18 protein-coding genes and 1 riboswitch are annotated in these 23,033 nt (G+C 71.1%); of the genes, 8 read left to right on the forward strand and 10 right to left on the reverse strand.

Translation table 11 applies throughout. The annotated features are described in order from the left end of the window. The first annotated feature begins 173 nt into the window (after positions 1-173). Entirely contained in the window at positions 174-1,568 is a 1,395-nt protein-coding gene (locus ABD747_RS10505) for a class II 3-deoxy-7-phosphoheptulonate synthase (RefSeq protein ID WP_344804159.1), read from the forward strand. A 306-nt stretch (positions 1,569-1,874) separates the two neighbouring features. Here ABD747_RS10505 and ABD747_RS10510 read toward each other — a convergent pair whose 3' ends face one another. Genes ABD747_RS10510 through ABD747_RS10545 form a run of 8 tightly spaced genes read right to left on the reverse strand, consistent with a single transcriptional unit; the run spans position 1,875 to position 13,621 of the window. Then, positions 1,875-2,816 carry a phytanoyl-CoA dioxygenase family protein gene (locus ABD747_RS10510; RefSeq protein ID WP_344804161.1) on the reverse strand — a complete coding sequence of 314 codons (942 nt, stop codon included), beginning with the start codon at positions 2,814-2,816 and terminating at the stop codon, positions 1,875-1,877. Further along, positions 2,813-3,661: a hypothetical protein gene (locus tag ABD747_RS10515; protein ID WP_344804163.1), complete on the reverse strand. Its 849-nt coding sequence runs from the start codon at positions 3,659-3,661 to the stop codon at positions 2,813-2,815. The genes ABD747_RS10510 and ABD747_RS10515 overlap by 4 nt, the downstream gene beginning before the upstream one ends. After that, positions 3,658-5,715 (reverse strand): alpha-galactosidase, encoded by a 2,058-nt coding sequence (locus tag ABD747_RS10520; RefSeq protein ID WP_344804165.1) that lies wholly within the window; start codon positions 5,713-5,715, stop codon positions 3,658-3,660. Before ABD747_RS10520 ends, ABD747_RS10515 begins: the two co-directional genes overlap by 4 nt. Then, complete coding sequence (locus tag ABD747_RS10525; RefSeq protein ID WP_344804167.1) at positions 5,712-6,587, reverse strand: carbohydrate ABC transporter permease; 876 nt, start codon at positions 6,585-6,587, stop codon at positions 5,712-5,714. The genes ABD747_RS10520 and ABD747_RS10525 overlap by 4 nt, the downstream gene beginning before the upstream one ends. Position 6,588: 1 nt before the next feature. Beyond that, the gene (locus ABD747_RS10530; protein ID WP_344804169.1) at positions 6,589-7,536 is read right to left on the reverse strand and encodes a carbohydrate ABC transporter permease; all 948 of its coding nucleotides are present in this window, start codon (positions 7,534-7,536) and stop codon (positions 6,589-6,591) included. Positions 7,537-7,561: 25 nt separating this feature from the next. Beyond that, a complete protein-coding gene (locus ABD747_RS10535) occupies positions 7,562-8,887 on the reverse strand; it encodes an ABC transporter substrate-binding protein (RefSeq protein WP_344804171.1) in 1,326 nt (441 codons plus the stop codon). Between the two features lie 49 nt (positions 8,888-8,936). Next, positions 8,937-10,259 carry a cellulase-like family protein gene (locus ABD747_RS10540; RefSeq protein WP_344804173.1) on the reverse strand — a complete coding sequence of 441 codons (1,323 nt, stop codon included), beginning with the start codon at positions 10,257-10,259 and terminating at the stop codon, positions 8,937-8,939. Beyond that, on the reverse strand, positions 10,256-13,621 hold the full coding sequence (locus ABD747_RS10545; protein WP_344804174.1) for a DUF5107 domain-containing protein: 3,366 nt from the start codon (positions 13,619-13,621) through the stop codon (positions 10,256-10,258). The genes ABD747_RS10540 and ABD747_RS10545 overlap by 4 nt, the downstream gene beginning before the upstream one ends. 90 nt (positions 13,622-13,711) lie before the next feature. Here ABD747_RS10545 and ABD747_RS10550 point away from each other — a divergent pair, with 90 nt between their 5' ends. Next, a complete protein-coding gene (locus ABD747_RS10550; protein WP_344804176.1) occupies positions 13,712-14,593 on the forward strand; it encodes an AraC family transcriptional regulator in 882 nt (293 codons plus the stop codon). A 94-nt stretch (positions 14,594-14,687) separates the two neighbouring features. Beyond that, a complete protein-coding gene (locus ABD747_RS10555; protein ID WP_344804178.1) occupies positions 14,688-15,719 on the forward strand; it encodes a threonine aldolase family protein in 1,032 nt (343 codons plus the stop codon). A gap of 55 nt (positions 15,720-15,774) precedes the next feature. Here ABD747_RS10555 and ABD747_RS10560 read toward each other — a convergent pair whose 3' ends face one another. Further along, on the reverse strand, positions 15,775-16,380 hold the full coding sequence (locus ABD747_RS10560) for a hypothetical protein (RefSeq protein WP_344804180.1): 606 nt from the start codon (positions 16,378-16,380) through the stop codon (positions 15,775-15,777). Between the two features lie 43 nt (positions 16,381-16,423). Here ABD747_RS10560 and ABD747_RS10565 point away from each other — a divergent pair, with 43 nt between their 5' ends. Then, a complete protein-coding gene (locus ABD747_RS10565; RefSeq protein ID WP_344804182.1) occupies positions 16,424-17,080 on the forward strand; it encodes an MBL fold metallo-hydrolase in 657 nt (218 codons plus the stop codon). A 126-nt stretch (positions 17,081-17,206) separates the two neighbouring features. On the opposite strand, the gene ABD747_RS10570 is transcribed toward ABD747_RS10565, so the two are convergent. Continuing rightward, complete coding sequence (locus ABD747_RS10570; RefSeq protein WP_344804184.1) at positions 17,207-18,427, reverse strand: hypothetical protein; 1,221 nt, start codon at positions 18,425-18,427, stop codon at positions 17,207-17,209. A 257-nt stretch (positions 18,428-18,684) separates the two neighbouring features. Next, positions 18,685-18,811: riboswitch (FMN riboswitch) on the forward strand. A gap of 146 nt (positions 18,812-18,957) precedes the next feature. Here ABD747_RS10570 and ribD point away from each other — a divergent pair. Genes ribD through ribH form a run of 4 tightly spaced genes read left to right on the forward strand, consistent with a single transcriptional unit; the run spans position 18,958 to position 22,356 of the window. Further along, positions 18,958-20,004, forward strand: a complete 1,047-nt coding sequence (gene ribD / locus ABD747_RS10575; protein WP_344804186.1) for a bifunctional diaminohydroxyphosphoribosylaminopyrimidine deaminase/5-amino-6-(5-phosphoribosylamino)uracil reductase RibD — start codon at positions 18,958-18,960, stop codon at positions 20,002-20,004. Further along, positions 19,989-20,618: a riboflavin synthase gene (locus ABD747_RS10580; RefSeq protein WP_344804188.1), complete on the forward strand. Its 630-nt coding sequence runs from the start codon at positions 19,989-19,991 to the stop codon at positions 20,616-20,618. The genes ribD and ABD747_RS10580 overlap by 16 nt, the downstream gene beginning before the upstream one ends. Continuing rightward, on the forward strand, positions 20,615-21,898 hold the full coding sequence (gene ribB / locus ABD747_RS10585; protein WP_344804190.1) for a 3,4-dihydroxy-2-butanone-4-phosphate synthase: 1,284 nt from the start codon (positions 20,615-20,617) through the stop codon (positions 21,896-21,898). The genes ABD747_RS10580 and ribB overlap by 4 nt, the downstream gene beginning before the upstream one ends. Continuing rightward, positions 21,895-22,356 (forward strand): 6,7-dimethyl-8-ribityllumazine synthase, encoded by a 462-nt coding sequence (gene ribH, locus ABD747_RS10590; RefSeq protein WP_344804192.1) that lies wholly within the window; start codon positions 21,895-21,897, stop codon positions 22,354-22,356. The genes ribB and ribH overlap by 4 nt, the downstream gene beginning before the upstream one ends. The last annotated feature ends 677 nt before the right edge of the window (positions 22,357-23,033 follow it).

The following is a 23,033-nucleotide window of genomic DNA, read 5'->3' on the forward strand; positions in this document are numbered from 1 at the left end:
CCCAGCGCGCCGAGTCCACCAAAACCTGCCGCACGGACGCAGGCTGTGCAGGGCCTGTGACAAACCTTCGCAGGACTGTTACCCGCCGCAGCAAATATCCGTAGGGTTCGTCGTGGCGTCCGCCGGCCGAATATCGGCCCGCCGCCACACGTATAGGCGTCTAGAGTTTCTGCGTGCCCGAGGTGTCCACCGTCCCGTCCCTGGATCAGCTGCATGCGCTCAACCCGGTCCAGCAGCCGACGTACGAGGACACGGGCGAGGTCGCCGACGTGATCGCCCGGCTGCGGAAGCTGCCGCCGCTGGTGTTTGCGGCGGAGTGCGACAAGCTGCGCACCAAGATGGCGAGCGTCGCGGCGGGGGAGGCATTCCTGCTGCAAGGCGGCGACTGTGCCGAGACGTTCGACGGGGTCACCGCCTCGAACATCCAGAACAAGCTGCGGACCCTGCTGTCGATGGCGGTGGTGCTGACCTACGCCGCCCAGGTGCCGATCGTGAAGGTCGGCCGGATGGCCGGGCAGTACGCCAAGCCGCGCAGCTCCGCGGTCGAGACCCGCGGCGGGGTGACCCTGCCGGCCTACCGCGGTGACGCGGTGAACGGGTTCGCGTTCAGTCCCGAGTCGCGGCGGCCGGACCCGCAGCGGCTGCTCGGGGTCTACAACGCGTCGTCGGCGACCTGGAACCTGACCAGGGCCTTCGTCACCGGCGGGTTCGCGCACCTGCGCAGCGTGCACACCTGGAACGCCGACTTCGTGAAGAACTCCGCGGCCGGCGTGCAGTACCAGAACCTCGCCTCGGAGATCGACCGCGCGCTCGCGTTCATGGTCGCCTGCGGGATCGACGACAACGTCTTCGGCACCGTCGACTTCTTCTCCAGCCATGAGGCGCTGATCCTGGAATACGAGCACGCGCTGACCCGGATCGACTCGCGGACGTCGCTGCCGTACGGCACCTCGGGCCACTTCCTCTGGATCGGGGAGCGGACCCGCCAGCTGGACGGCGCCCACGTCGAGCTGCTCCGCCACGTCCGCAACCCGCTCGGGGTGAAGCTCGGGCCGACGACCACAGCCGACACCGCGCTGGAGCTGGCCGACCGGCTCGACCCGGACCACGAGCCGGGCCGGATCACGTTCATCACCCGGATGGGGGCCGGCAAGATCCGCGACGTGCTGCCGGAGGTGGTCGCGAAGGTGACCGCCAGCGGCCGGCAGGTGGCCTGGGTCTGCGACCCGATGCACGGCAACACGTTCGAGGCGCGCAACGGCTACAAGACCCGCGCGTTCTCGGACGTGATGGAGGAGCTGAACGGCTTCTTCGACGTGCACGAGGAGCTCGGCACCTGGCCCGGCGGCGTACACGTCGAGCTGACCGGCGACGACGTGACCGAGTGCGTCGGTGGCTCCGACGACCTGGTCGAGGCCGACCTGGTGAACCGCTACGAGACGCTCTGCGACCCGCGGCTGAACCGGAACCAGTCCCTGGAGCTCGCCTTCCTGGTCGCCGAGCGGCTGACCACCGGCCGGATCAGGCGCGCCAATCCTGTGCAGAACTACGTCCCCGTCTCGCTCTGACCTCGTCGTTCGACGAGCCCTGAGCTTGTCGAAGGGCATGTAGGTGTGGGTGCCCTTCGACAGGCTCAGGGCACGTAAGTGGTGGGTGCCGGCACGAAACGGGCCGCCTTGACAGGCCCATAGCCGCTCTATACAGTCGATTTCGGAAGGTGACTTCCGAATAGCGGAAGTCATTGACCGTTCAACTCCGTCCGCCCCCCGGCCGGTCTGATCCGTTGCCCCGTCCGAGTTGTCAGGTTCTCAGCGCGCTATAGCGCGCTGAGAACCTGACAACTCGCGGGGAGGTGCTCCGGGGAGGTGCTTCGCTCAGCAGATCTTGTGCTTCTGCCAGCGCAGCTGGTCGTCGTGCGGGACCTCGGTCAGGTGGTGGGAGCGCCAGTAGTACTTCAGCGACTCGTCCGTCCAGCCCTCGTACACCTCGTCCCAGTCGAGGATCTGGCAGTGCGGCTGGGTGGAGGACTCGGTGATCGGCTCGTCGGCCCGCTGATAGCGCATGTCGATCGACAGCCGGACCCGGTTGCCCATCCGGTTCGGCGTGCCGCGGTGCACGGTCAGGCTGTTGAAGGTCAGCACGTCGCCGGCCCGGTAGTCGGCGATGCCCCACGGATACCCGGACTCGCAGATGTACGCCTCCAACTCGCCGGCCCCCGTCGACGCGTGGTAGGTGAGCAGCCCGTCGGCCTGGGACCCGACCAGCACGGTCAGCCCACCGAGCTCCCGCGGGCAGTCACCGAGCGGGAACCAGGCCGTCCAGACGTTGGTGGTGCCCTGGATGTGGATGAAGTCCTGATGCGCCGGCGTCGGCACGAAGTTCGATCCGGGCACCATGATCCGCGCGATCGACAGCGGCTGGCGGATCACGTCGCCGCCGAGCAACTGGCGGTAGAGCCCGAGCAGGGCCGGGTCGTGGCCGATGGCGTGGAAGTCTTGCAGCCGGTAGATGTCGCGATAGGCCTCGATCGGTACGCCGGTGCCGCAGAACGCGGCCGCGACCGGGTCGACCCGGTCGAACGCCTCGACGTCGGCGAGGCCGTCCATCGGATCGGTGCCGTCGACCAGCCAGCCGTGGGCCGCGACGACGTCCATCATCTGCCGGCGCAGGTCGAGCACCCGATCGCGGTCGAGCAGGCCGCGGAAGAACAGGTAGCCGTCCGTCCCCGCCCGGGCCAGCAACTCGTCCGGCCGGCCCAGCAGCGGGGTGGAGTCGACCAGCTCGACGGTCGGGTTCTGCGGCAGGGTGGCGGTCATCGGAGTGCTTCCTCTCGTGCGTGGATCGAACTGTGGGCAGCGGTACGTCGCAGCGCGGTCAGGCGCAGCGTCCAGCCGAACCGGCCGGGGACGTCCAGCCGGGCCGCGTCGTCCGGCCCGGCCGCGGCCAGGTCTGCCGCCCGGCCGACCATCGGCTCGACGCCGATCGAGCGGTACGGCCGTCCGCTCGGCCAGCCGCGGAGGTTGCGCCACAGCAGCAGCGAGCAGGAGTCCGGCTGCGCGGGCGCGTCCCACTCCAGCCGGAGCGCGTGATCGCCGTCGATGACGGTGGCCGTGCGGCAGCCCGGCAGCAGCACGCAGACGGCGGTGCCGTCGTCGGGTCCGAGCCGGTCCAGCCCGCCGGCCGGCCAGGGTTGCCGGACCGGCGCCGGGTCGAGGACGACGGCGACCTGAGTCCCCGGGACCTCCAGTCGCGCGCGGGGGCCGACCTCCAGCAGCACGTGCACGGCGTGCAGGAACCGGGTCCCCGGCGTGCCCTCGATCGTGTAGTCCAGCCGCAGCGCGTCGTCGGCCGGCGTCGCCCGCCGGGTCAGGGTGCCGGATCCCTCGACCCGGACGCAGTCCGTCGCTCCCGCGGACTGCCACCTCCGGGTCCAGGCGTCCCCGTGATCCGGTTTCCCACGGACCGTCGGGAAGCACTCCTCGGCGCCGCCGGCGTCGACGAACGGCGCCCCGGGTGCCACCCCCAGCCGCGCCCCAGCGACGGCCGGGTCGGGATTGGTCCAGAGCCACTCCCGGTCGGCCGTCCGGAGCGAGGTCCACCGGCCGCCGTGGTCGGGGTCGGTCCGCAGCGTGAGCGGGACGCCGGTCCAGCCGTCGGTCACGGGAGCGCCTCGAAGACCAGCACGTCGGCGTCGGGTGCCAGGGCGAACGGGACGTCGATTCCGGCCGCCGCCTCCCGCCCGGTCAGCACCCGGTCGCCGGGGGAGAGCCGGTAGCTCCGCTCCGGGTCGAGCGTGCCGGGCCGGAGCCGGACAGGATCCGAGTAGCCAGGACGCGCATAGACCAGGATCGCGGTCTGCGCGGCGGACCCGTACTCGATCGCGTAGACGTCGTCGCCCGGTCGGCCGTGCTGCTCGACCCGGCCGGTGTGCACGGTCGTCCGGATCGAGCGGTACAGCTCGACCAGCCGGGTGGCCCGGGCCAGCTCCACCTCGTCCCAGGCGAGCAGGTCGGCCCCGATCCCGAGTACCCCGGCCATCGCCACCGCGAAGCGGAACTCCAGGCTGGCCGGGTCGCGGTCCAGCCGGTCCGGCTCGTCGGTGACCCACGAGCTCATCAGGTGCGGCCCGTACGCCGAGAGGAAGCCGTGCTGGATCGCCAGCCGGTCCCGCGGGCCGGTCTCGTCGCTGGTCCAGACGACGTCGCACAGGCCGAGCACGGCAGGGTCGATCCGGCCGCCGCCGCCGCTGCAGGCCTCGACCGTGACGTGCGGGAACTCGTCCCGCAGCATCCGCATCACCCGGTAGTAGCCCTGCGCGTGCTGCACCGACCACTGCCGACCGTACGGGTCGCCGGGCCGGCCGCCGTCGCTGACCGGCCGGTTCATGTCCCACTTCAGGTACGTGATCCGCTCGTCGGCCAGCAGCTCGCGCAGCCAGGTCTCGGTCCACTCCACGACGTCGGGCCGGCCGAAGTCGAGCACGTACTGGTTGCGAACGGTGATCAGCGGCCGGTCGCCGGCCCGGTAGATCCAGTGCGGGTGGTCGCGGAGCACCGCGGCGCCTGGGTTCACCGCCTCCGGCTCGACCCAGATGCCGAACCGCAACCCGCGGTCCAGCACGCCGCCGATCAGGGGATCGAGGCCGTCGGGGAAGGTCACCGGGTCGGGCCGCCAGTCACCGAGTCCGTGCCGGTCGTCGTGGCGGCCGGCGAACCAGCCGTCGTCGACCACGAACACCTCGGCACCGATGGCGGCCGCCCGCTCGGCCAGGGCGAGCTGGTGATCGGGTCGGACGTCGAAGGTGGTGGCGTACCAGGAGTTGTAGACGATCGGCCGGTGTTCCTCGGCGAGGTCGCGGGCCAGCCAGCCGCGCTGGTGGTCGTGCCAGCGCCGCCGGATCCCGGCGGCCCCGTCGGGCGCGTGCACGCCGAGCACGGTCGGCGTGCGGAACTGCTCGCCCGGGTCGAGCCGGACCACGCAGGACTCGTCGTCGACCCCGCCGGCGATCCGGACCCGGTCGCGGAACGGCACCGCGTCCACCAGCAGCCGCCACGAGCCGCTCCAGGCCAGCGCTACGCCGAAGGCCGGCCCGTTCGGATCGGCGAGCCCGGACACCCGGACGGCCGGGGAGTAGGTATGCGACGTGATGCCCTGCCGGCTGCCGATCGAGAGCTCGCCGGCCGGCAGGGTGACCCGGCTCGGGGTGAACTCGCGCGCCCACGCGCCGGCCAGCAGGTCGACGCAGGCGCCCGGTCCGATCGGCAGTTCCCAGGCCGGCCCGAACGCCCGCGGCAGCTCGACCGGGTGCTCCCCGGTGTTGGTGATCACGACGTGCTTGGCGACGACGTCGTGCTCGGTCGAGGTCTCGATCACCAGCTCGATGGCGAGCGTCCCGGTGTCGTCCCGGGCCTGCGCCGAGAACCGTGTGCGCGGACCGTCCCGCCGCACCTCGACGCACTCGGCCGGCCAGCTCAGCCGGGCGCCGAGGAGTCCGTCGCCGTGGTCCACGATCAGGTCGGCGCCGCGGACCTGCCGGGTGCCGAGGGCGGAGTACTCCGAGGGCAGCCGGTCCGGTTCGGTCTCGAACCCCGCGCGCGCGCTCGGCGCCCACGGACGTACGTCGCCGGCGGTCCAGTCCTGCAGCACCGGCCCGCCGCCGTCCGCCGCGAGATCGACGACGTAGCGGCTGGTGGCGGTCGGCAGGGTCCAGCTCACTTGTTGGCCCCGACCAGCAGCCCGGAGACGAAGTGGCGCTGGAACGCGAAGAACACGATCGTGGTCGGGATCGCGGCGATCAGCGACCCGGCGGCGATCACGTTCCACTGGCTGGTGTAGCCGCCCTGCAGATTGAGCAGGGCCGCCGTGATCGGGAACTTCACGTCGGTCCGGAGCACGGTCAGTGCCCAGAGCAGGTCGTTGAACACCCAGGTGCTCTCCAGCGCGGCCAGTGCCGCCATCGCCGGACGGCAGAGCGGCAGCACGATCGTGCCGTAGATCCGCAGGTCGCCGGCCCCGTCGATCCGCGCCGACTCGAAGATCTCGTTCGGCAGCGAACGCATGAACCCGTACAGCACGAAGGTGAAGAAGCCCATCCCGAAGCCCACCTGGACGACGATCAGCGCCAGCAGCGAGTCGTAGATGCCGAGCGCCTCGCAGATCTTGGCGACCGGGATCAGCAGGATCTGCGGCGGAAGCAGGTTGCCGGCGAGCATCAGCAGCAGGAACCCGCGGGCGAACGGGATCCGGTACCGGCTCAACGCGAACGCGGACAGGGATGCGAGGAAGAGCACGGCGACAACCGTGCAGACGGTGACGATGATGCTGTTCCGCATCGCCCCGCCGATGTTGCCGTCGACCCACGCGGTCTGGAAGGCGGAGAAGGTGAACGACTGCGGCCAGGTACCCAGACCGTTGGTCGCGAGATCGTCGAAGCTGCGGACCGCCACCAAGATCACGAAGACGATCGGCAGCAGCCACAGGATCGAGACGGGTGCCATCACGGCGTGGAAGACCCAGCCGTTCTTCCGGCGCCGCCGGGACGGGGGCGGCGCGGTGACAGGTGTGGTGGGAAGCGTTGCGGTGGTCATCTCACTCCTCCCGGGTCGCGCGGACCAGATAGGTGATGATGAAGGCGATCGCCAGCAGGAAGATCACCACGGCGAGCGCCGATCCGTAGCCGAGGTTCACCAGCGTGAAGCCGACCTGGTACATGTACGTGCTGAGCAGCTGCGTGCTGTTGTACGGGCCGCCGCGGGTCATCGCCCAGACGATGTCGAACGTCCGCAGCGAGTCGATCACGGTGACCGCGAAGATCACCGTGTTCACGTTGCGCAGCTGGGGAAACACGATGAAGCGGAACCGCTGCCACCAGGAGGCACCGTCGACCGCGGCGGCCTCCTCCAGCGTCGGGTCGCACCCCTTCAGGCCGGCCAGGTACAGCACCATGATGTAGCCCGCCTGCCGCCACAGCGCGGCGATCAAGATCGCCGCCAGTGCAGTGTTCGGGTCCGCGAGCCACTGGTGCTGTCCGGTGTCGATCCCGATCGCGGCCAGCACGGTGTTGATCGGACCGTCCGGCTGGTAGAGCACCCGCCAGAACAGGCCGGTCACCGCGAGGGCGAACACCATCGGCAGATAGATCGCGCTGCGATAGACGCCGACGCCGCGGCGCGGCCGGTTGAGGGCCAGGGCGAGGGCCAGCCCGATGATCACCGACAGGCCGCCGAACGCGATCGCCCAGATGATGTTGTTCTCGAAAGCGGTCTTGAAGATCGGGTCGTGGAGCAGGTTCTGGTAGTTCTTCAGCCCGATCGGCTCGGCGGGCCCGACGCCGTACCACCGGGTGAAGGACAGCTGGAAGCTGTTGAACGCCGGCCAGAACACCCAGAACAGCTCGATCGCCAGCGGGACGAGCAGCAGCAGCCAGACCACGGGCGGCACCCGGGCGGTGACCGGGCGGCGGCGATGACCCGACCGCCGGCGGCCGACCGGCGGTGCGCCCGGGGGGCCGGTGGTCGTCGCTTCGGTGTCGGTCATCGAACTCATCGAGGGCTCGGCACGGTTACTGGTTCCAGACCTGTTGGGCCGCGGTCTGCCAGTCCTTGAGGATGCTCGCGACCTGGTCCGGATGGTCCAGGAACTTGGTCAGCGCGGTGTCGGCCGTGGTCTGCAGCGCGTCGCTGGAGTCCCGGTTGAAGAACTGGGTGATCTCCTTGGTCTCGCTGAGCAGCTTGATGCCGTGCTGGACCAGCGGCGAGAACTTGCTGGTGTCCACCTCCGAGGATGTGGGCAGGTTGGACGAGCCGGAACCCTGGATGTAGGCCTGCTGCTGGACCGGTGAGGCCAGATAGCTGAGGAAGTCCTTGGTCGCGGCTGGGTTCTTGGTCTTGGAGCTGGCGAAGAAGCCGTCGGTCGGAGCCTCCTCGGCGGACGGGATCGAGGGGTCGATGGTCGGTACGGAGAAGAAGTCGATGTCGTCCTGCATGTTGCTCGGGAAGTACGTGGTGACGAAGGCGCCGATCAGATACATCGCCGCCTTCTTGTTCGCCAGTGGAAGGGCGGCCTCCTGCACGCTGTAGGAACGACCCTTCGGGTCGAAATAGGGGATCAGGGTCGCGTAGGTGTCCATCACCTTGCGGACCTCGGCGCTGTCGAAGGAGTGCTTGCCGGCCAGCAGCTCCCGGTGGAACTGCGCGCCGTTGATCCGCAGGTCCAGGTAGTCGAACCACCCGGATGCCATCCAGGCGGTCGATCCGGTGCCGCAGGTGAGCGGGTAGACGCCCTTGCCCTTCAGGGTGTCCAGCATCCCCATGAAGTCGTCCCAGCTGGTGACCGGCTTGACGCCCCACTCCTCGAACGCGGACTTGCGATAGAAGATGCTCCACCAGTAGTAGCTGGTCGGGACGAAGATCTGCTTCCCGTCGTCGCCGGTGGACAGCGCCTTCAGGGCGGGTGAGAACTTGGCGCACGCGCCGTCTCCGGTCCACATGTCCGACACGTCCAGCAGCAGGCCCTTGCTGGCGTAGTCGCGGGCGACCGAGCCCGCCAACCAGGTGATCACGTCGGGCGGGTTGGCCGACGTCAGGTAGGTGGACAGCTGGGCGCGGAACTGTTCGGTCGCGACGGTGTTCAGCGTCACCGGGTTGTTCGTATAGCCCTTGACAACCGACTCCAGGGCCGCCTTGGGCTTCGGGTCGGAGAGGTCGGACTGCAGGGTGAGTGCGACGCCCGTCGACGCGCCGCCGCTTGCGCTGCCGCTGCTCGAGGTGCTCGGAGTCGAGCCGCCGCCGATGCAGCCGCTGAGCAGGAACGAGCCGCCGAGCCCGGCACCGCCGAGCAGCAGGCTCCGCCGGGTGATGGCGCTGGTGGGAAGCTGTGCCGGCCTCATGATCATTGCTCTCCTCTGAACGGTGGGAATGTGGGTGTACGTCCTTGGCTCACGCCGATGCGCCCTGAGCCTGTCGAAGGGCGGCTTCCGCCAGCAGCGAGCCGGTGGCGAACGCCTGGTTGCACGCGCGTTGCAGCGCGATGTCGGCCCACATCGCGTGCTGCGGAGCCGCATTGGAACAGACGATGGTTCCGCGGGCGCCGATCCGGGTGGACTCGTCGACCGCGAGTCGGCAGAACTCCGCACCGACCGGTCCCTCCTCGAAGCGTCCGTCGCGCGGCGTGTACCCGATCCAGCCCTCGCCGAACACGACCGGCACCCGGTGCGCTGCCGCCCAGTCGCGGGCCACGGCCAGCCAGAGCCGCAGGGTGGTGATCATCTCCTGTTCCCAGGCGGGGTAGTGCCGGTACAGCCAGCGGTCGATCGCCTCGGCGTCGCCCCAGTCGTGGACGTAGATCTCCGGCTCCGCGACGATCGTCGCGGTCAGCCGCCAGCCGGCGTCCGGCGCCCAGTCGCCGATCCGCGGCGCACCGGGCAGCAGGATCTCGCGATCCGCACGATCCTGGTCGAACTCGGACGCCGGTCCGCGCAGGCCGTACTCCGCGATGAACGCGCCCAGCACGCCGTAAACGTACGGATGGGTGACCAGGACGTCGATCGTCTCCGGGATCCCGCGCATGGCGCCGACGGGCACGCGCGCGTAGTTCACGGTGACCGGGCGGTCCGGGTGCCGATCGTGGAAGGCGCCCAGCCCGCGCTCCAGCCGCGGGCGGAGGGCGACCACTCGCTCGTCGGGGTCGGCCGGCAGCCCGTCGGCCAGGTGGCCGATCTGGACCTCGTTGTGGATCTCGGTGAACGCGATCCGGTCGGCCAGGCCCTGCTCGTCGAGGAAGTCGACCAGGTCCGCCAGCGCCAGCGCCTGAGCCTCGGCGCGCCGCTCCGGGTCGATCGCCATCAGGGCATCGCACCAGGCCGGATCGGCGGCGAACGACGAGCTCTGCTGGTACTCCCAGGACGAGAGGATCACGAAGCAGTCGTGCCGTGCGGCCGCGCGGAACAGGTCCAGCAGCTGCGCCCGGGCGTCGATCGTGGTCGGCTGCTCGACGTCGTACCAGCGGACCCGGCGGCCGTAGCCGTTCCCCAGCGGGCCGAGCCGAACCGCGGAGGTGTCCAAGCCGCTGCCGAACAGCAGATAGGGCATGGCGCAGATCCGGACGGTGTTGTAGCCGCGCTCGACCGCCTCCGCGAACGCCGCGTCGAGGTCGGCGAACGGCTCGCCGGGGCCGGTGCGGACGTACCAGGAGAAGTCCCACAGCGTGATCGTCAGCTTGTCCGGGAGATGGGCCGGCAGGGGGATCGGCTGGTAGCTCACGACATGCTCCCGGTCGGTTGGATCTGATGGCTGAGGTCGAGGGCGAGCTCGTTGCTCGGGTCGACGGCGAGGACGGCGTCCAGCTGGGTACGGGAGCCGGTCGCGTCGCCGGCGAGGAACGCGAGTTGGGCCCGGAGCAGCCCGACGGCGAGATCGCGGCGATGCTGCACGTCGTCGTCGAACAGCATCAGCGCCGGCAGCGAGGTGGCGAAGTAGTCGACGGTGGCCGGAGTCTCGGCCAGCAGGTCGACGTGGTCGGTCAGGCCGTCGACCAGGCGATCGGCGAAGTCGTCGTCGCCCAGCCGCCGGGCGGCGAGCACCGAGTAGAAGGTGTTCTCCGAGTACGCCTGCGGGCTCATCTCGGCGAAGTCGCCGACGGCGCTGGCGGCCTCCCGCCAGGCCATCGCCGCGCGCGCCGGGTCGGTGGCAGCCGCGGCATCGCCGAGCGCCAGCCATAGCCGAGCCGGGTTCGCGAGCGGGTGGCGTGCCTCGCCCAGGCTCGCCGGTGGGTCCAGTGCCGCCTCGAGCTGGGCGACGGCCAGGGCCGGATCGCCGCCCTGCCGGGCCTGCCCGGCGAGCGCGAGCCGGGTCCGGTCCCACGCCCGCAGCACCTGGCCCTCGCCGCCTTCCCAGGGCTGGAAGGCACGAGCCTCCAGGATCGCCAACGCCTCGTCCGCGCGACCGGCGGTGAGCAGCAGATGGACGAAGGCGATCGACAAGTCGTCGCGATCGTCCACCAGCAGGCTGCGCTCGTCCAGCCGGCGCAGCCGTCCGTCCGGGGCGGCACCGATCCGCTCCAGCAACTGGTCGCTCTCGAAGAGCAGCCGGGCGTCGTCCGGGGCGACCAGCAGGGCCCGGTCGTACGCCTCGATCGCGGCCATCGGATCGTGCTCGTGGTTGTACGCCGCGAGCCCGATGTTGCGCCAGACCACCGGATCGTTCGGATCGAGGTCGGCCGAGCGCCGCCACTGGGCCAGCGCGTCCGCCGGCCGGCCGTGCGCGAAGCACCAGTGGCCGAGCAGCGCCGCGGCGCACGCGTCGTCGGGATCGGCGGCCAGCGCCGCTTCCAGGGCGGCCACGTCGTCCAACCGAGAGGCGAAGTTCCAGGTGCGATCGGCGCCGCGCGCCCGCTCCCGGACGGCTGCCGCCTCCGCCGCCCGGCCCAGCCGATCCAGCATCGCGGCGGCGTGGTAGTCGGCCAGCGCCGCGCAGGCGGTCTGGCCGAGCGGCCGCCGCCGGTCGGCGACCCTCGCCTGCTCGCAGAGCGCGACACCGGTCGCCAGCTCACCGATCCGGGCGTTCTCCAGCGCCACGTCGAGCAGGGTCTGCGCCTCGGACAGCCCGCCGCCGGTGCCGGATCGGTTGGCGAGCAGCCGCCCCCAGGCGTCCAGGGGATCCAGCGCCAGCGTCTTGGCCAGCAGCGCATCGGCCTCCGCCGGCCGGCCCAGCCGGCGGAGCAGCACGACGGCGAGGTCGCGGGCCTGGAGCTGGTCCGGGCGGGCGCGCAGCGCGGCCTCGACCCGCTGCAGGGCGGTGATGTACCGGCCGTGCCGGGCGTCGATGATCGCCAGCTGGTGGCTGCCGGCGGCGAACCAGGCGTCGTCCCAGGAGGCCTTGGCGAACGCGTCGTAGGCCTCCTCGTCGCGGCCGAGCCGGGCGAGGGTCAGCCCGAGCAGGTAGGAGGGCTCCCCGGTCTCCGGGTTCGGGTTCAGCGCGGTCAGCCGCTCGATGGCGACCTCGAGATGAGCAGCCGCGTCGAGGTAGCGGGCCTCCCGGTAGCGACGTGCCCCGAGCGCGGTCCGGGTCGGCGCGTGACCCGGGTCCCGGGCCAGCGCCTCCTCCCAGTAGGGCTCCGGCGAACGGGTGGCGTGCCGGTACTGCTCGAGGTGGCGGCCGGTCAGGTACAGCTCCTCCACGGTGCCGATCTCGGCCGGCGGCCGTGGCTCGCGGGCGGCGCGGAGGTCGGCCGCCGCCGTCGTTGTCGCGGGGGCTCGCCAGTCGAGCACGGTCCGCCCTCCGGCTCGCACCGTGACCCGGACCGGCGCCTCGGCGGCGGCCAGCCGGGCGGGCCGGCCGGGACCGAGCGGAAGCGTCTCGACCCGGATCGCCCCGGCCGGGTCCTCGAAGCTCACCTCGGCCTGGCCGAGATCGCTCGTGGCGTCCAGCAGCAGCGTCGCGGCTTCTCCGTCGGTGCGGATCCCGAGCGCGACGTCCAGGCCGGCCGCGACGGCCGGCCCGGTGCCGGCCAGCGGGTACCAGTACTGGGAGAAGGCCTTGGTCTCGCCGGGCGCGAGCCGGGAGAAGTCGGGCTGGTTGTCGGTGAAGACGCCGGCCATCAACTCGATGTACGTCGCGTCGTCGTCGGCCAGGTTGCGGTTCCAGGCCCGGCCGAACGAGGCGTCGCCCCAGGTCCACTGCTTCTTGCCGACGGCGTACCGGTGGTCGGCCCAGTGCACGAAACCGCCTCCGGCCCGGTGGTCGTACCCGCCGAAGAAGTCGCCCGCGGAGTCCACGCACATGTACGACGTCGGCACCGGGATGTTGCGGGGCCAGTCCAGCCGGTCGCCGGGCACCCGGTGGGCGCTGCCCGGCCGCGTGTCGAGCCCGCGCCGGCTCGGGTAGTCGACTCCGTAGTAGGTCCGGTCCGCGGCCGGGAAGCCGGTGACCGCCCGCTTCGCGTGGTCGGCGACCATCGTCACGTCGGCGGGGAAGAACGACTGGTAGTCGTCGTGCACGCGGGCGGCGACGTTGGCCCACCAGAGGAAGGTCTGCGGTTCGTCGCTCCGGTTGAACAGCCGCACGCGGAGCTCGATCAGCGTCGAGTCCGGCCGGAGCCGGACGCCGTGCATGCCCTTCATCCGGGCGAACGGGTCGTGGTCGGAGCACCAGACGATGCCGTCCGACTCGTCGATCTCCCAGGCGGTCGGCAGGAAGGTGGCCGGGCGGTGGTGCTGCGGCCAGTTGAACTCCACCCCGCCGGCGAGCCAAGGCCCGGCGAGGCCGACCAGCGCCGGCTTGATCACCGGGTTGGCGTAGAAGATCGGGTAGCCGGTCCGCTTGTCCAGCGCCAGCTGGATCCGGCCGCCGAGCTCGGGCAGCACGAGCACCCGCAGGTAGGCGTTCTCCAGGTGCAGGCCGAGCCACTCGTGGTCGGCGCGCGTCTCGCTGATCCGGTCGTGGAACGGCAGCGGGAACACCCGGCCGCTCGATCCCTGGTAGACCCGGCGGTCTAGGTAGGCCGGGTAGCGATCCGGCTGCTCCGGCAGGTAGGTCGGCATCACGACGGGTGCCGACCAGACGGCGACCGGCGCGTCGGCGAGCCGCTGGGGGCGGGCCGGGAGGTCGAACGCTTCGTCGGGCACATCGCCAACGTAGGCCGGTCGAGCGGCCCGATGGAATGCACGAATCGACGGTCAACCTGGACGATTCTCTGATCGGCGTAGGCTCACGGCGTGTTCATTCGCGACGGCTTTCCGGGTCAGCGACTGCACGTTCTCCCCGCCCCGCTGGTGCAGCAGGCCGCGGGCCGGGTGCCGACCTCGCGGCTGCTGGTGACCGATGCTGGATATTTCCCGCATGCCGCCATGCACGGCCGGGTTCGTCGTAGCGGCGCCGCCCAGGCCATCGTGATCATGTGCGCGGACGGGTCCGGCTGGTGCGAGCTGGACGGGCTGCGGCACGACGTCGGTCCCGGCGAGGTCCTGGTGATCCCGCCGAGGCTGCCGCACCGCTACTACGCCGACGCGGAGCGCCCCTGGTCGATCTGGTGGCTGCACGTCACCGGCGAGGACGTACCGGACCTGCTGACCGCGATCGGGCTGAGCGCCGGGTCGCCCACCGCCACGATGGCCGACCCGATCGGGATGTTCGCCCTGGCCGAGGCGGTCTGCGACGTCCTGGCCAGGGACGAGACCTCGGCCAGCCTGACCGCGGCCGCTGGTGCGGCCTGGCACCTGCTGGCCAAGCTGGCGGCCGAGCGGGACGGCCGATCGAACGGCCGGGCGCCCATCTCCCGGGTTCAGGACCACCTCCGCGAACACCTGGCGGCGCCGGTCGACGTGTCGGCGCTGGCCGAGCTGGCCGGCTTCAGCCCGTCCCACTTCTCGGCCCGGTTCAAGGCGGTCACCGGCTTCTCGGTCACCGAGTACGTCAAGCGGCTGCGGATGGCCCGGGCCCGCCAGTTGCTGATCACCAGCGACCACACGGTGGCCGAGATCGCAGCTGCCGTCGGCTATGCCGACGCCTTCTACTTCTCCCGCCAGTTCCATGCGGTGAGCGGGCTGAGTCCGCGGGCCTTCCGCGACCGCAACGCCCAAGAGGTGCTGCTCAGCTGACCGGGTCGCCGCTCCGGTGGTCAGTTGGTGTCGGTCGTCGCATCGAATCGACCAGTGGAGCCGGCGTCGGCGCCAGTTGGCAAGATGGCCCATCGTGATCGATCTGCGCTCCGACACCGTGACCAAGCCGACCGAGGCGATGCGGGCCGCGATGGCTGCGGCGCCGGTCGGGGACGACGTCTACGGCGAGGACCCGACCGTCCAGGCGCTGGAGGCTCAGGTCGCGGCCCTGCTCGGTCACGAGGCCGGGCTGTTCTGCGCCAGTGGGTCGCTCGCCAACGTGCTGGGCGTCCGGTTGCTGGTCGAGCCCGGCCAGGAGGTGGTCTGCGACGTCACCGCGCACATCGCTCGCGCGGAGATGGGCGCCCACGCGGCGCTGCACGGGCTGACCATGCGGACCTTCCCGTCCGTCCGCGGCCGGCTGGACGCGGGTCAGGTCGCCGCGATCGTCGCACCGGACGCCGGGCCGTACCTGGTCTCGACGGCGGCCGTCGCAGTGGAGAACACGCACAACTTCGGCGGCGGGACGATCCAGCCGTACGAGCAGCTGGCCGAGGTGGCCGAGCTGTGCCGCAGCACCGGAATGGGCTACCACCTCGACGGCGCGCGGCTGTGGAACGCGCACGTGGCAACCGGGGTGGACCTGCCGGCCTACGGGAAGCTGTTCGACACGGCCAGCGTCTGCTTCTCCAAGGGTCTCGGTGCCCCGGTCGGCTCGGTCCTGGTCAGCAGCGCGGACAACATCGCCCGCGCCCGGGTCTGGCGCAAGCGGCTCGGGGCGGGTTGGCGGCAGGCCGGGATCCTGGCCGCGGGTGCCGCGTACGCGCTGGACCACCACGTCGCCCGGCTCGGCGACGATCATGCGGCGGCGCGCACGTTCGCGACCGCGGTCGCTGAGCGGGCTGCCGAGGCCGTCGACCCGGCCGGGGTGGAGACGAACATCGTCGTGCTGGACACCGCCGACGTACCCGCCGGACCGATCGCCGCCGAGGCGGCCGTCCACGGGGTGCTGGTCTCCGCCCTCGGCGCGCACATGATCCGCGCGGTCACGCATCTGGACGTGACCGCGGAGCAGTGCCACGACGCCGGGGAGATCCTCGGCGGACTGCTGGCCGGCGCCCGCTGAACCGGAGGCACACCGGCGACAGAGCCGCGTGCGGAGGATCGCCAGATCCGGACGGTCAGACCGGACGGCAGTTCCAGTCGGCATCGGCCTTGCTCCGGCAGACCACCGTGTCGTCGAAGTCCATGATGCCGTACGGCAGCGCGTGGTCATCGGTGGCGAACAGGTTGCGGGCGAATCCGCACGGGTCGAGCGGGATCTGCGGCTGGATCCAGCGGCCGTCGCCGTCGAGCAGGAACAGCCAGGGCGGGTTCCAGCCCATGGCGGGGCAGGCGAGGTCATCCGGCGAGCTGACCCGCTGGCTCGGCAGCTCAAGATAGGTCAGCAGGGCGTCCAGGTCGCTCGCACCGGTCGCCCGGCGCTCGAGGCCGGCCGTGGCCGCCGGCGTCGGCGTCGCGCCCGCGCCGTCCTGGATCGCACACAGCACAGCCGCCTCGGGACGGAAGCCCGGTGGCACGCTGCCCGCCCCGAGCGCCGGCGGCGGGTCGATATAGCGCTTGAACGCGCCCAGCGCGAGACAGCCCGGCCAGTCGTCGTGGATCTCGGCCGGCGGCGCCGGCGGCTCGTCGATGGTCCGGCCGCCGGTGGAACAGGCGCCGGCGAGTGGGAGCAGGATGGCGGCGGACAGCGCGGCCAACCGCGTGCGGCGCCCTCCACCCGACATCTCGTCAGTGTGGCAGGGAAGGGGCACCGGTAGGTTGGCCGGTATGAAGATCAACCACCTCGGGCACTCGGCCGTCCTCGTGGAGACCGGCGAGGCCCGGGCCCTGCTCGACCCCGGCAACCTGTCCGACGGCTGGCACGGGCTCACCGACCTGGACGCGATCCTGGTCACCCACCAGCACCCGGACCACCTGGATCCCGAGCAGCTGCCGGCGCTGATCCGGGCCAACCCGCACGCCCGGATCATGGTCGAGCCCTCGATCATCGGGCTGATCGAGGACGGCACGCTGCCGCAGCTCGGGCCGGCCGACCCGATCCACGCCGGCGAGCAGACCGCGATCGGCGACCTGCTGATCGAGGCGGTCGGCGGGCACCACGCGATCATCCACCGCGACATCCCGCGGATCGGCAACGTGGGGTACGTCCTTCGCAGCGAGGGCCAGCCCACCTTCTTCCATCCGGGCGACTCGCTGGAGGTGGCGCCGGGCGGGGTGGACGTGCTGGCGATCCCGACGTACGGCCCGTGGGCGGCGATGAAGGAGACCATCGACTTCGTCCGGGCCGTCGGCGCGATGGAGGGCTTCCCGATCCACGACGGGCTGCTCAACGAACGAGGCTTCGGGCTGATCTTCGGCCGGGTCAACGCGATGACCGAGACCAAGGCCTTCGACCTCCGCGGCGGCGCGACCCGGGAGTTCTGACTCACAGCTCACGCGGGTGCCTCCCCCGGCGCACCCGGCTCTGCGGAAACTGTGCAGCTGTTGCAGCCGCCGCCGGCGTGTCGCTGCAACAGCTGCACAGTTTCCGGGCCGGGAGGCTGGGAGGGGTCAGGCGCGGAAGGTAGGCGGAGCGACCTGGAGGTCCTTCCAGACGAACGGCGGGACGCGGGCCAGCAGGCCGTGGGCGACGTCGGCGCAGAGGCCGATCAGGAGCGTGTCGTGCTGGCTCGGGAAGAACCGGATCAGCTGGCCGTCGATGCTGAAGGCGGGCGGCCGCATGCTCATCAGGTATTCCATCTGACGCGGATGGATCACGTCCGAGGCGAACTTCGGCGAGGACGTGCGCACCTTGAACGCGTCGTTGAACTCTTCGCTCTCGAACCGCACCTTCTCCCCGCCCCAGCCGCCGACGCCGACGGACAGCATCGGCAGCGAGAACGGCATCACCATCGCGAGCACCGTCTCGTCGTGGTGATCGGTCACGGTGCGGGTGGTGGTCCGGCCCTCGGAGTCGGTGCTGGTCTCGGTCCGGGTGGTCTCCCAGCGGTGGACGAACGCCTCCAAGGGCAGCCCGTCGTTGTCGCCGCGGATCACGTCCTCGGTGCGGTGACCGTGCCCGACGGTGGTCAGCCCGTACCTGGAGATCAGCGCGTCGTCACGGCCGACGTAGAACCAGTCGCGGCGGTAGAAGCCGAACCCGGGCGCCGGCGTCGGGACGGCGTACGTCCCCCCGCCCCGCGCGATCGCCTGCGCCACCGGCGCCAGGGCCTCCAGGTAGTCGGTCAACTCGTCGGCGTTCTTCGGCGCACCGACCGAGACCAGGTGGTTGCCGTCGATGCTCAGGTCCACGCCGCGCTCAGCGCCGAACGCGCGGATGGCCGGCACCGCGGCGTCCAGCATCGCGCGGGCGTACGTCGGGTCGTCGGCGCTGACCGTGAGCCCGGCCTCGATGTCGTACGACGGCGCGGTGATCCCGATCCGCGGCCTTCCCGCGGTGAGGAAGAGGTCTGGCAAGGCGGTCGGCAGGGTCAGGCTGGCCAGCCGCTGATCGAATTTCGGGCCGCCGCCGGTGTAGGCGTACTCGAACACCCGGAACGGGATCCCCTCGGCGGTGCTGCCGCTGACCAGTTCGTCGGGCTTGCGGCTCAGCCCGATCCCGAACGGCGGTGCGTGGTGGTCGAGCACCGCCTCCAACGGTGGCGAGGAGTCGAAGGTCCAGCCGCGCTGCTTCAGGCCGCGGACGTACCGGACGCGGCGGAAGATCAGCAGTCCGACCACGATCACGATCACGGCCACGACCGCCAGGACGATCCATCCGGTGGTGCTCATCGGTCCGTTGCTTCCTCTCGACGTTTCGCTGGGCGCTCGAGCAGGCGCGGGGCCGGCTCGACCGGATAGATCGCGGAGTCGATCGCCGGCCCGCCGATGATCATGCGGACGGTGATCGACTCCCCGCCCAGGGTAACGGCGAGGAAGGCCGTCCAGACCGGTTCCGGGGCCATGATCACCGCGGCCGGCGCCCGCCACGACGTCTTGAAAACTGGTCGGCTTCGCGGGGCAGCCGTTCGTCGTGGGATGCTTCCGGACACGTGCCCGGGGTCGGTGTAATTCCGAACCGGCGGTGATAGTCCGCGACCCGTCCGCAGCCAGCGGTCGGTTGACCTGGTGGAACTCCAGGACCGACGGTGAAAGTCCGGATGGGAGGAGCACGCGCAGGGTCGTTGCACGCCCCAGTTCGGGTCGTGTGGCGGTCCGGCCGTTTGACGGATCGAGGGCTCTCGCTCGGCACAGCGCCGTCGAGCCGTCGATCCAGCACCCCGGAGCTCGCTGTCGGTCGAGTCGAGCAGGAGGGGTTCTCGATGTGTGACGAGCTGGGCCTGATGCGCCGTGCTCTGGAGCTGGCTGCGCTCGGGCCGGCGGTCGACCCGAATCCTCGCGTCGGCGCGGTCATCAGCGATCCCGCGGGCCGCGTGGTCGGCGAGGGATTCCACCGGGGCGCCGGTCACCCCCATGCCGAGCTGGAGGCACTCGCGGTCGCCGGCCGGCGAGCCCGGGGCGGTACGGCGGTGGTCACGCTGGAGCCGTGCGACCACACGGGACGGACGAGCCCGTGCTCGCTGGCCCTGCTGGACGCGGGAGTGGCGCGCGTGGTCTATGCGCAGAACGATCCGAACCCGAAGGCAACGGGCGGAGCGGTGCGGTTGCGTGCGGGCGGCGTCGCCGTCGTCGGCGGTGTGTTGACCGACCGCGCCCGCGATCTGAACGCCGATTGGACGTTCGCGATGACCCACGGTCGTCCGCGGGTGGTCTGGAAGTTCGCCGCCACGCTGGACGGAAGGTCGGCCGCGGCGGACGGCACCAGCCGTTGGATCACCGGGCCCGCCGCTCGCGCCGACGTACACCGGTTGCGGGCGCAGGCGGGAGCGATCCTGGTCGGCACCGGGACCGTGCTGGCCGACGATCCGGCCTTGACCGTGCGCCGGCCGGACGGCGCACCGGAGCAGCGGCAACCGCTGCGGGTGGTGATGGGCCGCCGGGTGCCGCCTGCCACCGCCCGTGTCTTGGACGGCGCCGCCACCACGCTGCACGTCCGCGAACGCGACCCTGCTGTGGTGCTGGACATTCTGGCCGAGCACGAGATCCGCCGGGTCTGGCTGGAGGGCGGCCCGACGGTAGCCGCGGCGTTCCTCAACGCCGGCCTGGTCGACGAGGTGATCGCCTACCTCGCCCCCACCTTGCTCGGCTCCGGACCGCCGGCCGTCGGCGATCTCGGTATCGCCACCCTCCGACAGGCCGTGCGACTGCAGCCGCTGGAGATCACCACCCTCGGACCGGACATCCGGCTCCGCGCTTCCATCCACCACCACCGACCACACCCAAGGGATGTCACATGTTCACCGGAATAGTCGAGGAACTGGGCCACGTCCGCGCTGTCGAGCGCAACACCGACTCGGCCGTTCTGCGCGTCAGCGCGCCGATCGTCGGTCAGGGCATCGCCCCCGGCGCCTCGCTCGCCGTCAACGGTGCCTGCCTGACCGTCGTCGATCGTCAGGAGGGGACCGTCAGCTTCGACGTGATGGCCGAAACCCTGAACCGCACCAACCTGGGCGCCTTGACGGTCGGCGACCCCGTCAACCTGGAACGGGCCCTGGCCGTCACGGACCGGCTCAGCGGTCACATCGTCCAAGGGCATGTCGACGGAACCGCCCAGCTGCTCGATCGGAAACCCGGCGACCGCTGGCAGGTCGTCCGTTTCACCCTGCCACCCGATCTCGGCCGTTACGTCGTCCCGAAGGGGTCGATCAGCGTAGACGGGGTGTCGTTGACCGTCGCCGCCCTGGGTGCCGACTACTTCGAGGTCTCGTTGATCCCCACCACCCTGAGCCTGACCACGCTCGGCGACAAACAGCCAGGGGACCTGGTCAACATCGAGGTCGACGTGATCGCCAAACACGTCGAACGACTCCTGCTCGGGGCACCCACCGCTGAGCGTGGCGCACCCGAGGCGGTGGTGTCATGACGACGCACGCTGAGCTGGCGAGCGTCGAGCAAGCACTGGACGACCTTCGCCGAGGTCGGCCGGTGCTGGTCACCGACGACGCCGACCGGGAGAACGAGGCGGACGTCGTTCTCGCCGCCGACACGCTGACCGAGGACTGGATGGCCTGGACCGTCAGGCACACCTCCGGCTTCGTCTGCGCGCCGATGCCCGAGTCGTGGGCGGACCGGCTCGATCTGCCGTTGATGGTGAGGGCCAACGCCGACCCGTTCCGGACGGCGTACACGGTCAGCGTCGACGCCGGCACCGGTGTCAGCACCGGGATCAGCGCCGCCGACCGAACCCACACGATCCGTACCCTCGCGTGCCCCGGCACGACGGCGACCGATCTGATCCGGCCGGGCCACGTGCTACCCCTTCGAGCCAAGGACGGCGGCGTCCTCACCCGGCCGGGACACACCGAGGCAGCAGTCGACCTGTGCCGGCTTGCCGGCCTCACCCCGGTGGCGGCCATCGGCGAACTGGTCCGCGACGACGGTGCCATGATGCGGCTGCCGGATGCACTCGCCCTCGCCGGTCGTCATCGACTCCGGGTGCTCACCATCGAGGACCTCATCGCCTGGCGACAGATCCACGATCGGGTCCAGCGGAGCGTGCAGACGCGGCTGCCGACTCCGGACGGCAGCTTCACCACGATCGGCTACCGCGACCTGCTCACCGGCGACGAGCACGTCGCGCTGGTCAGCCCGCTCGGCTGCTCCGGATCGTCACCCCTGGTGCGGCTTCATTCCGAATGCCTCACCGGCGACACGTTCGGCTCTCGACGCTGCGACTGCGGCGAGCAGCTCACCCACTCGCTGCGCCGGATTGCCGCCGAGGGTGGCGTGCTGGTCTACCTCCGCGGCCATGAGGGTCGCGGCGTCGGGCTGCTGAACAAGCTCCACGCGTACGCCCTGCAAGACCAGGGCCTGGACACCGTCGACGCTCAGATCGAGCTCGGGCTCCCGGTCGATGCCCGGGACTACACCGCCGGCGCCGCCATCCTGATCGATCTCGGTCTGACCTCGGTCCGGCTGCTCACCAACAATCCGGAGAAGGTCGGGGCCCTCGAGGAGCGCACCATCACCGTGACCGCGGTCGAGCCGATCGACACCCCACCCGTGCACAGCAACGTCGGGTACTTGCGGACGAAGCGGGACCGCCTCGGCCACGCCCTGCTCCTCGACCTCGACACCCCGGCCGAGGACGCGTTCCGGCCGACGAACCGCCCTGCCCACCTCCACGGATGGAGCCGTCGATGAAGACCGGATCCCCCGACATCGCCGTCGACGGCGCCCGACTGCGGGTCGCGATCATCGCCGCGTCCTGGCACCGGACCGTGATGGACGGCCTGATCGCCGGCGCCCGACGAGGACTCGCTGCTGCGAAGGTCCCCGCCCACGACCTGGTCCGGGTGCCCGGCACCTTCGAGCTGACCGTCGCCGCGGCCCGGCTGGCGCCACGCTACGACGCGCTCGTCGCGCTCGGCGTCGTCGTGCGGGGCCTCACGCCGCACTTCGACTACGTCTGCCAGGCCGCAACGGTCGGGCTGACCGACGTCTGCGTGCGGACCGGTGTGCCCATCGGATTCGGCGTCCTGACCTGTGACGACGAGCAGCAGGCACTCGATCGCGCCGGCCTGGACGGCTCGTTCGAGGACAAGGGTTATGAGGCGGCCATCGCCGCCGCGGCCACCGCGGTCACCCTCGGGGCCGGCTGATCCGTCGTCCTCCTGGCCTTACCTCGGCCTGTCGGGGCCGGCAGGCACCACCGGGCGTGCGTCTCGGCCCGCGTCATGCCCGACGGCCCAAGGCGTCTTCACTGTCGAGCCGTCGGTGTCGGACAGGACGCCGAGCTGAGACGGCGGACCCAGCCTGTGAGGAGGACTGTGCGCGACCGGCCAACCCGATCTGACGCTCGAGTGTCGATCTGCAGACACCGCGGGAACTACCCACCTGAGGGTGATTGTGCGACTGCCGGGAGGGTACTTGGCTGCTCAGCAGGTCTACCTGTGACGAATCGGGGGAAGAGATGACAGACCGACGGAGCAAACCGGAAGACTCCCAGGAACCATCGCGGTCGAGGGGTTTCGTCGAGCCGGCATTCGATGTCGGTCCGCCCGGCGTCGGGCCGGTCACCGGGATCGACAGTGGCGACTTCTTCCCGGCGCCCGCGCCGCTCGAGCCGCCGCCGCAGTCGACAGACGAGGCCGCCGGACCTGAGTGATCGGCCGGCTGAGCTGGCGTACGCCTAGGAGGACACCGCCGCCACCGAGCGAGTCGAACGGCAGCTCCTGACCGGGCGTCGCAGCCGCAGGCGGATCGAGAAACGCAACGACCACTCGCGACGGCGCTTCGGCACCCGCCGACGCCGCCGGGCTTCGATTCCGGGTGATCG

This window comes from Microlunatus ginsengisoli (assembly GCF_039537205.1).
Taxonomy (GTDB): Bacteria; Actinomycetota; Actinomycetes; order Propionibacteriales; family Propionibacteriaceae; genus Microlunatus; species Microlunatus ginsengisoli.

Bases quoted from the DNA above. Each gene is read 5' to 3' on its own strand.
- ABD747_RS10510 (WP_344804161.1), bottom strand. From the start codon at position 2,816: ATGACCGCCACCCTGCCGCAGAACCCGACCGTCGAGCTGGTCGACTCC.
- ABD747_RS10525 (WP_344804167.1), bottom strand. From the start codon at position 6,587: ATGACCACCGCAACGCTTCCCACCACACCTGTCACCGCGCCGCCCCCG.
- ABD747_RS10530 (WP_344804169.1), bottom strand. From the start codon at position 7,536: ATGACCGACACCGAAGCGACGACCACCGGCCCCCCGGGCGCACCGCCG.
- ABD747_RS10535 (WP_344804171.1), bottom strand. From the start codon at position 8,887: ATGAGGCCGGCACAGCTTCCCACCAGCGCCATCACCCGGCGGAGCCTG.
- ABD747_RS10560 (WP_344804180.1), bottom strand. From the start codon at position 16,380: ATGTCGGGTGGAGGGCGCCGCACGCGGTTGGCCGCGCTGTCCGCCGCC.
- ABD747_RS10565 (WP_344804182.1), top strand. From the start codon at position 16,424: ATGAAGATCAACCACCTCGGGCACTCGGCCGTCCTCGTGGAGACCGGC.
- ABD747_RS10570 (WP_344804184.1), bottom strand. From the start codon at position 18,427: ATGAGCACCACCGGATGGATCGTCCTGGCGGTCGTGGCCGTGATCGTG.
- ribD (WP_344804186.1), top strand. From the start codon at position 18,958: ATGTGTGACGAGCTGGGCCTGATGCGCCGTGCTCTGGAGCTGGCTGCG.
- ABD747_RS10580 (WP_344804188.1), top strand. From the start codon at position 19,989: ATGTTCACCGGAATAGTCGAGGAACTGGGCCACGTCCGCGCTGTCGAG.
- ribB (WP_344804190.1), top strand. From the start codon at position 20,615: ATGACGACGCACGCTGAGCTGGCGAGCGTCGAGCAAGCACTGGACGAC.
- ribH (WP_344804192.1), top strand. From the start codon at position 21,895: ATGAAGACCGGATCCCCCGACATCGCCGTCGACGGCGCCCGACTGCGG.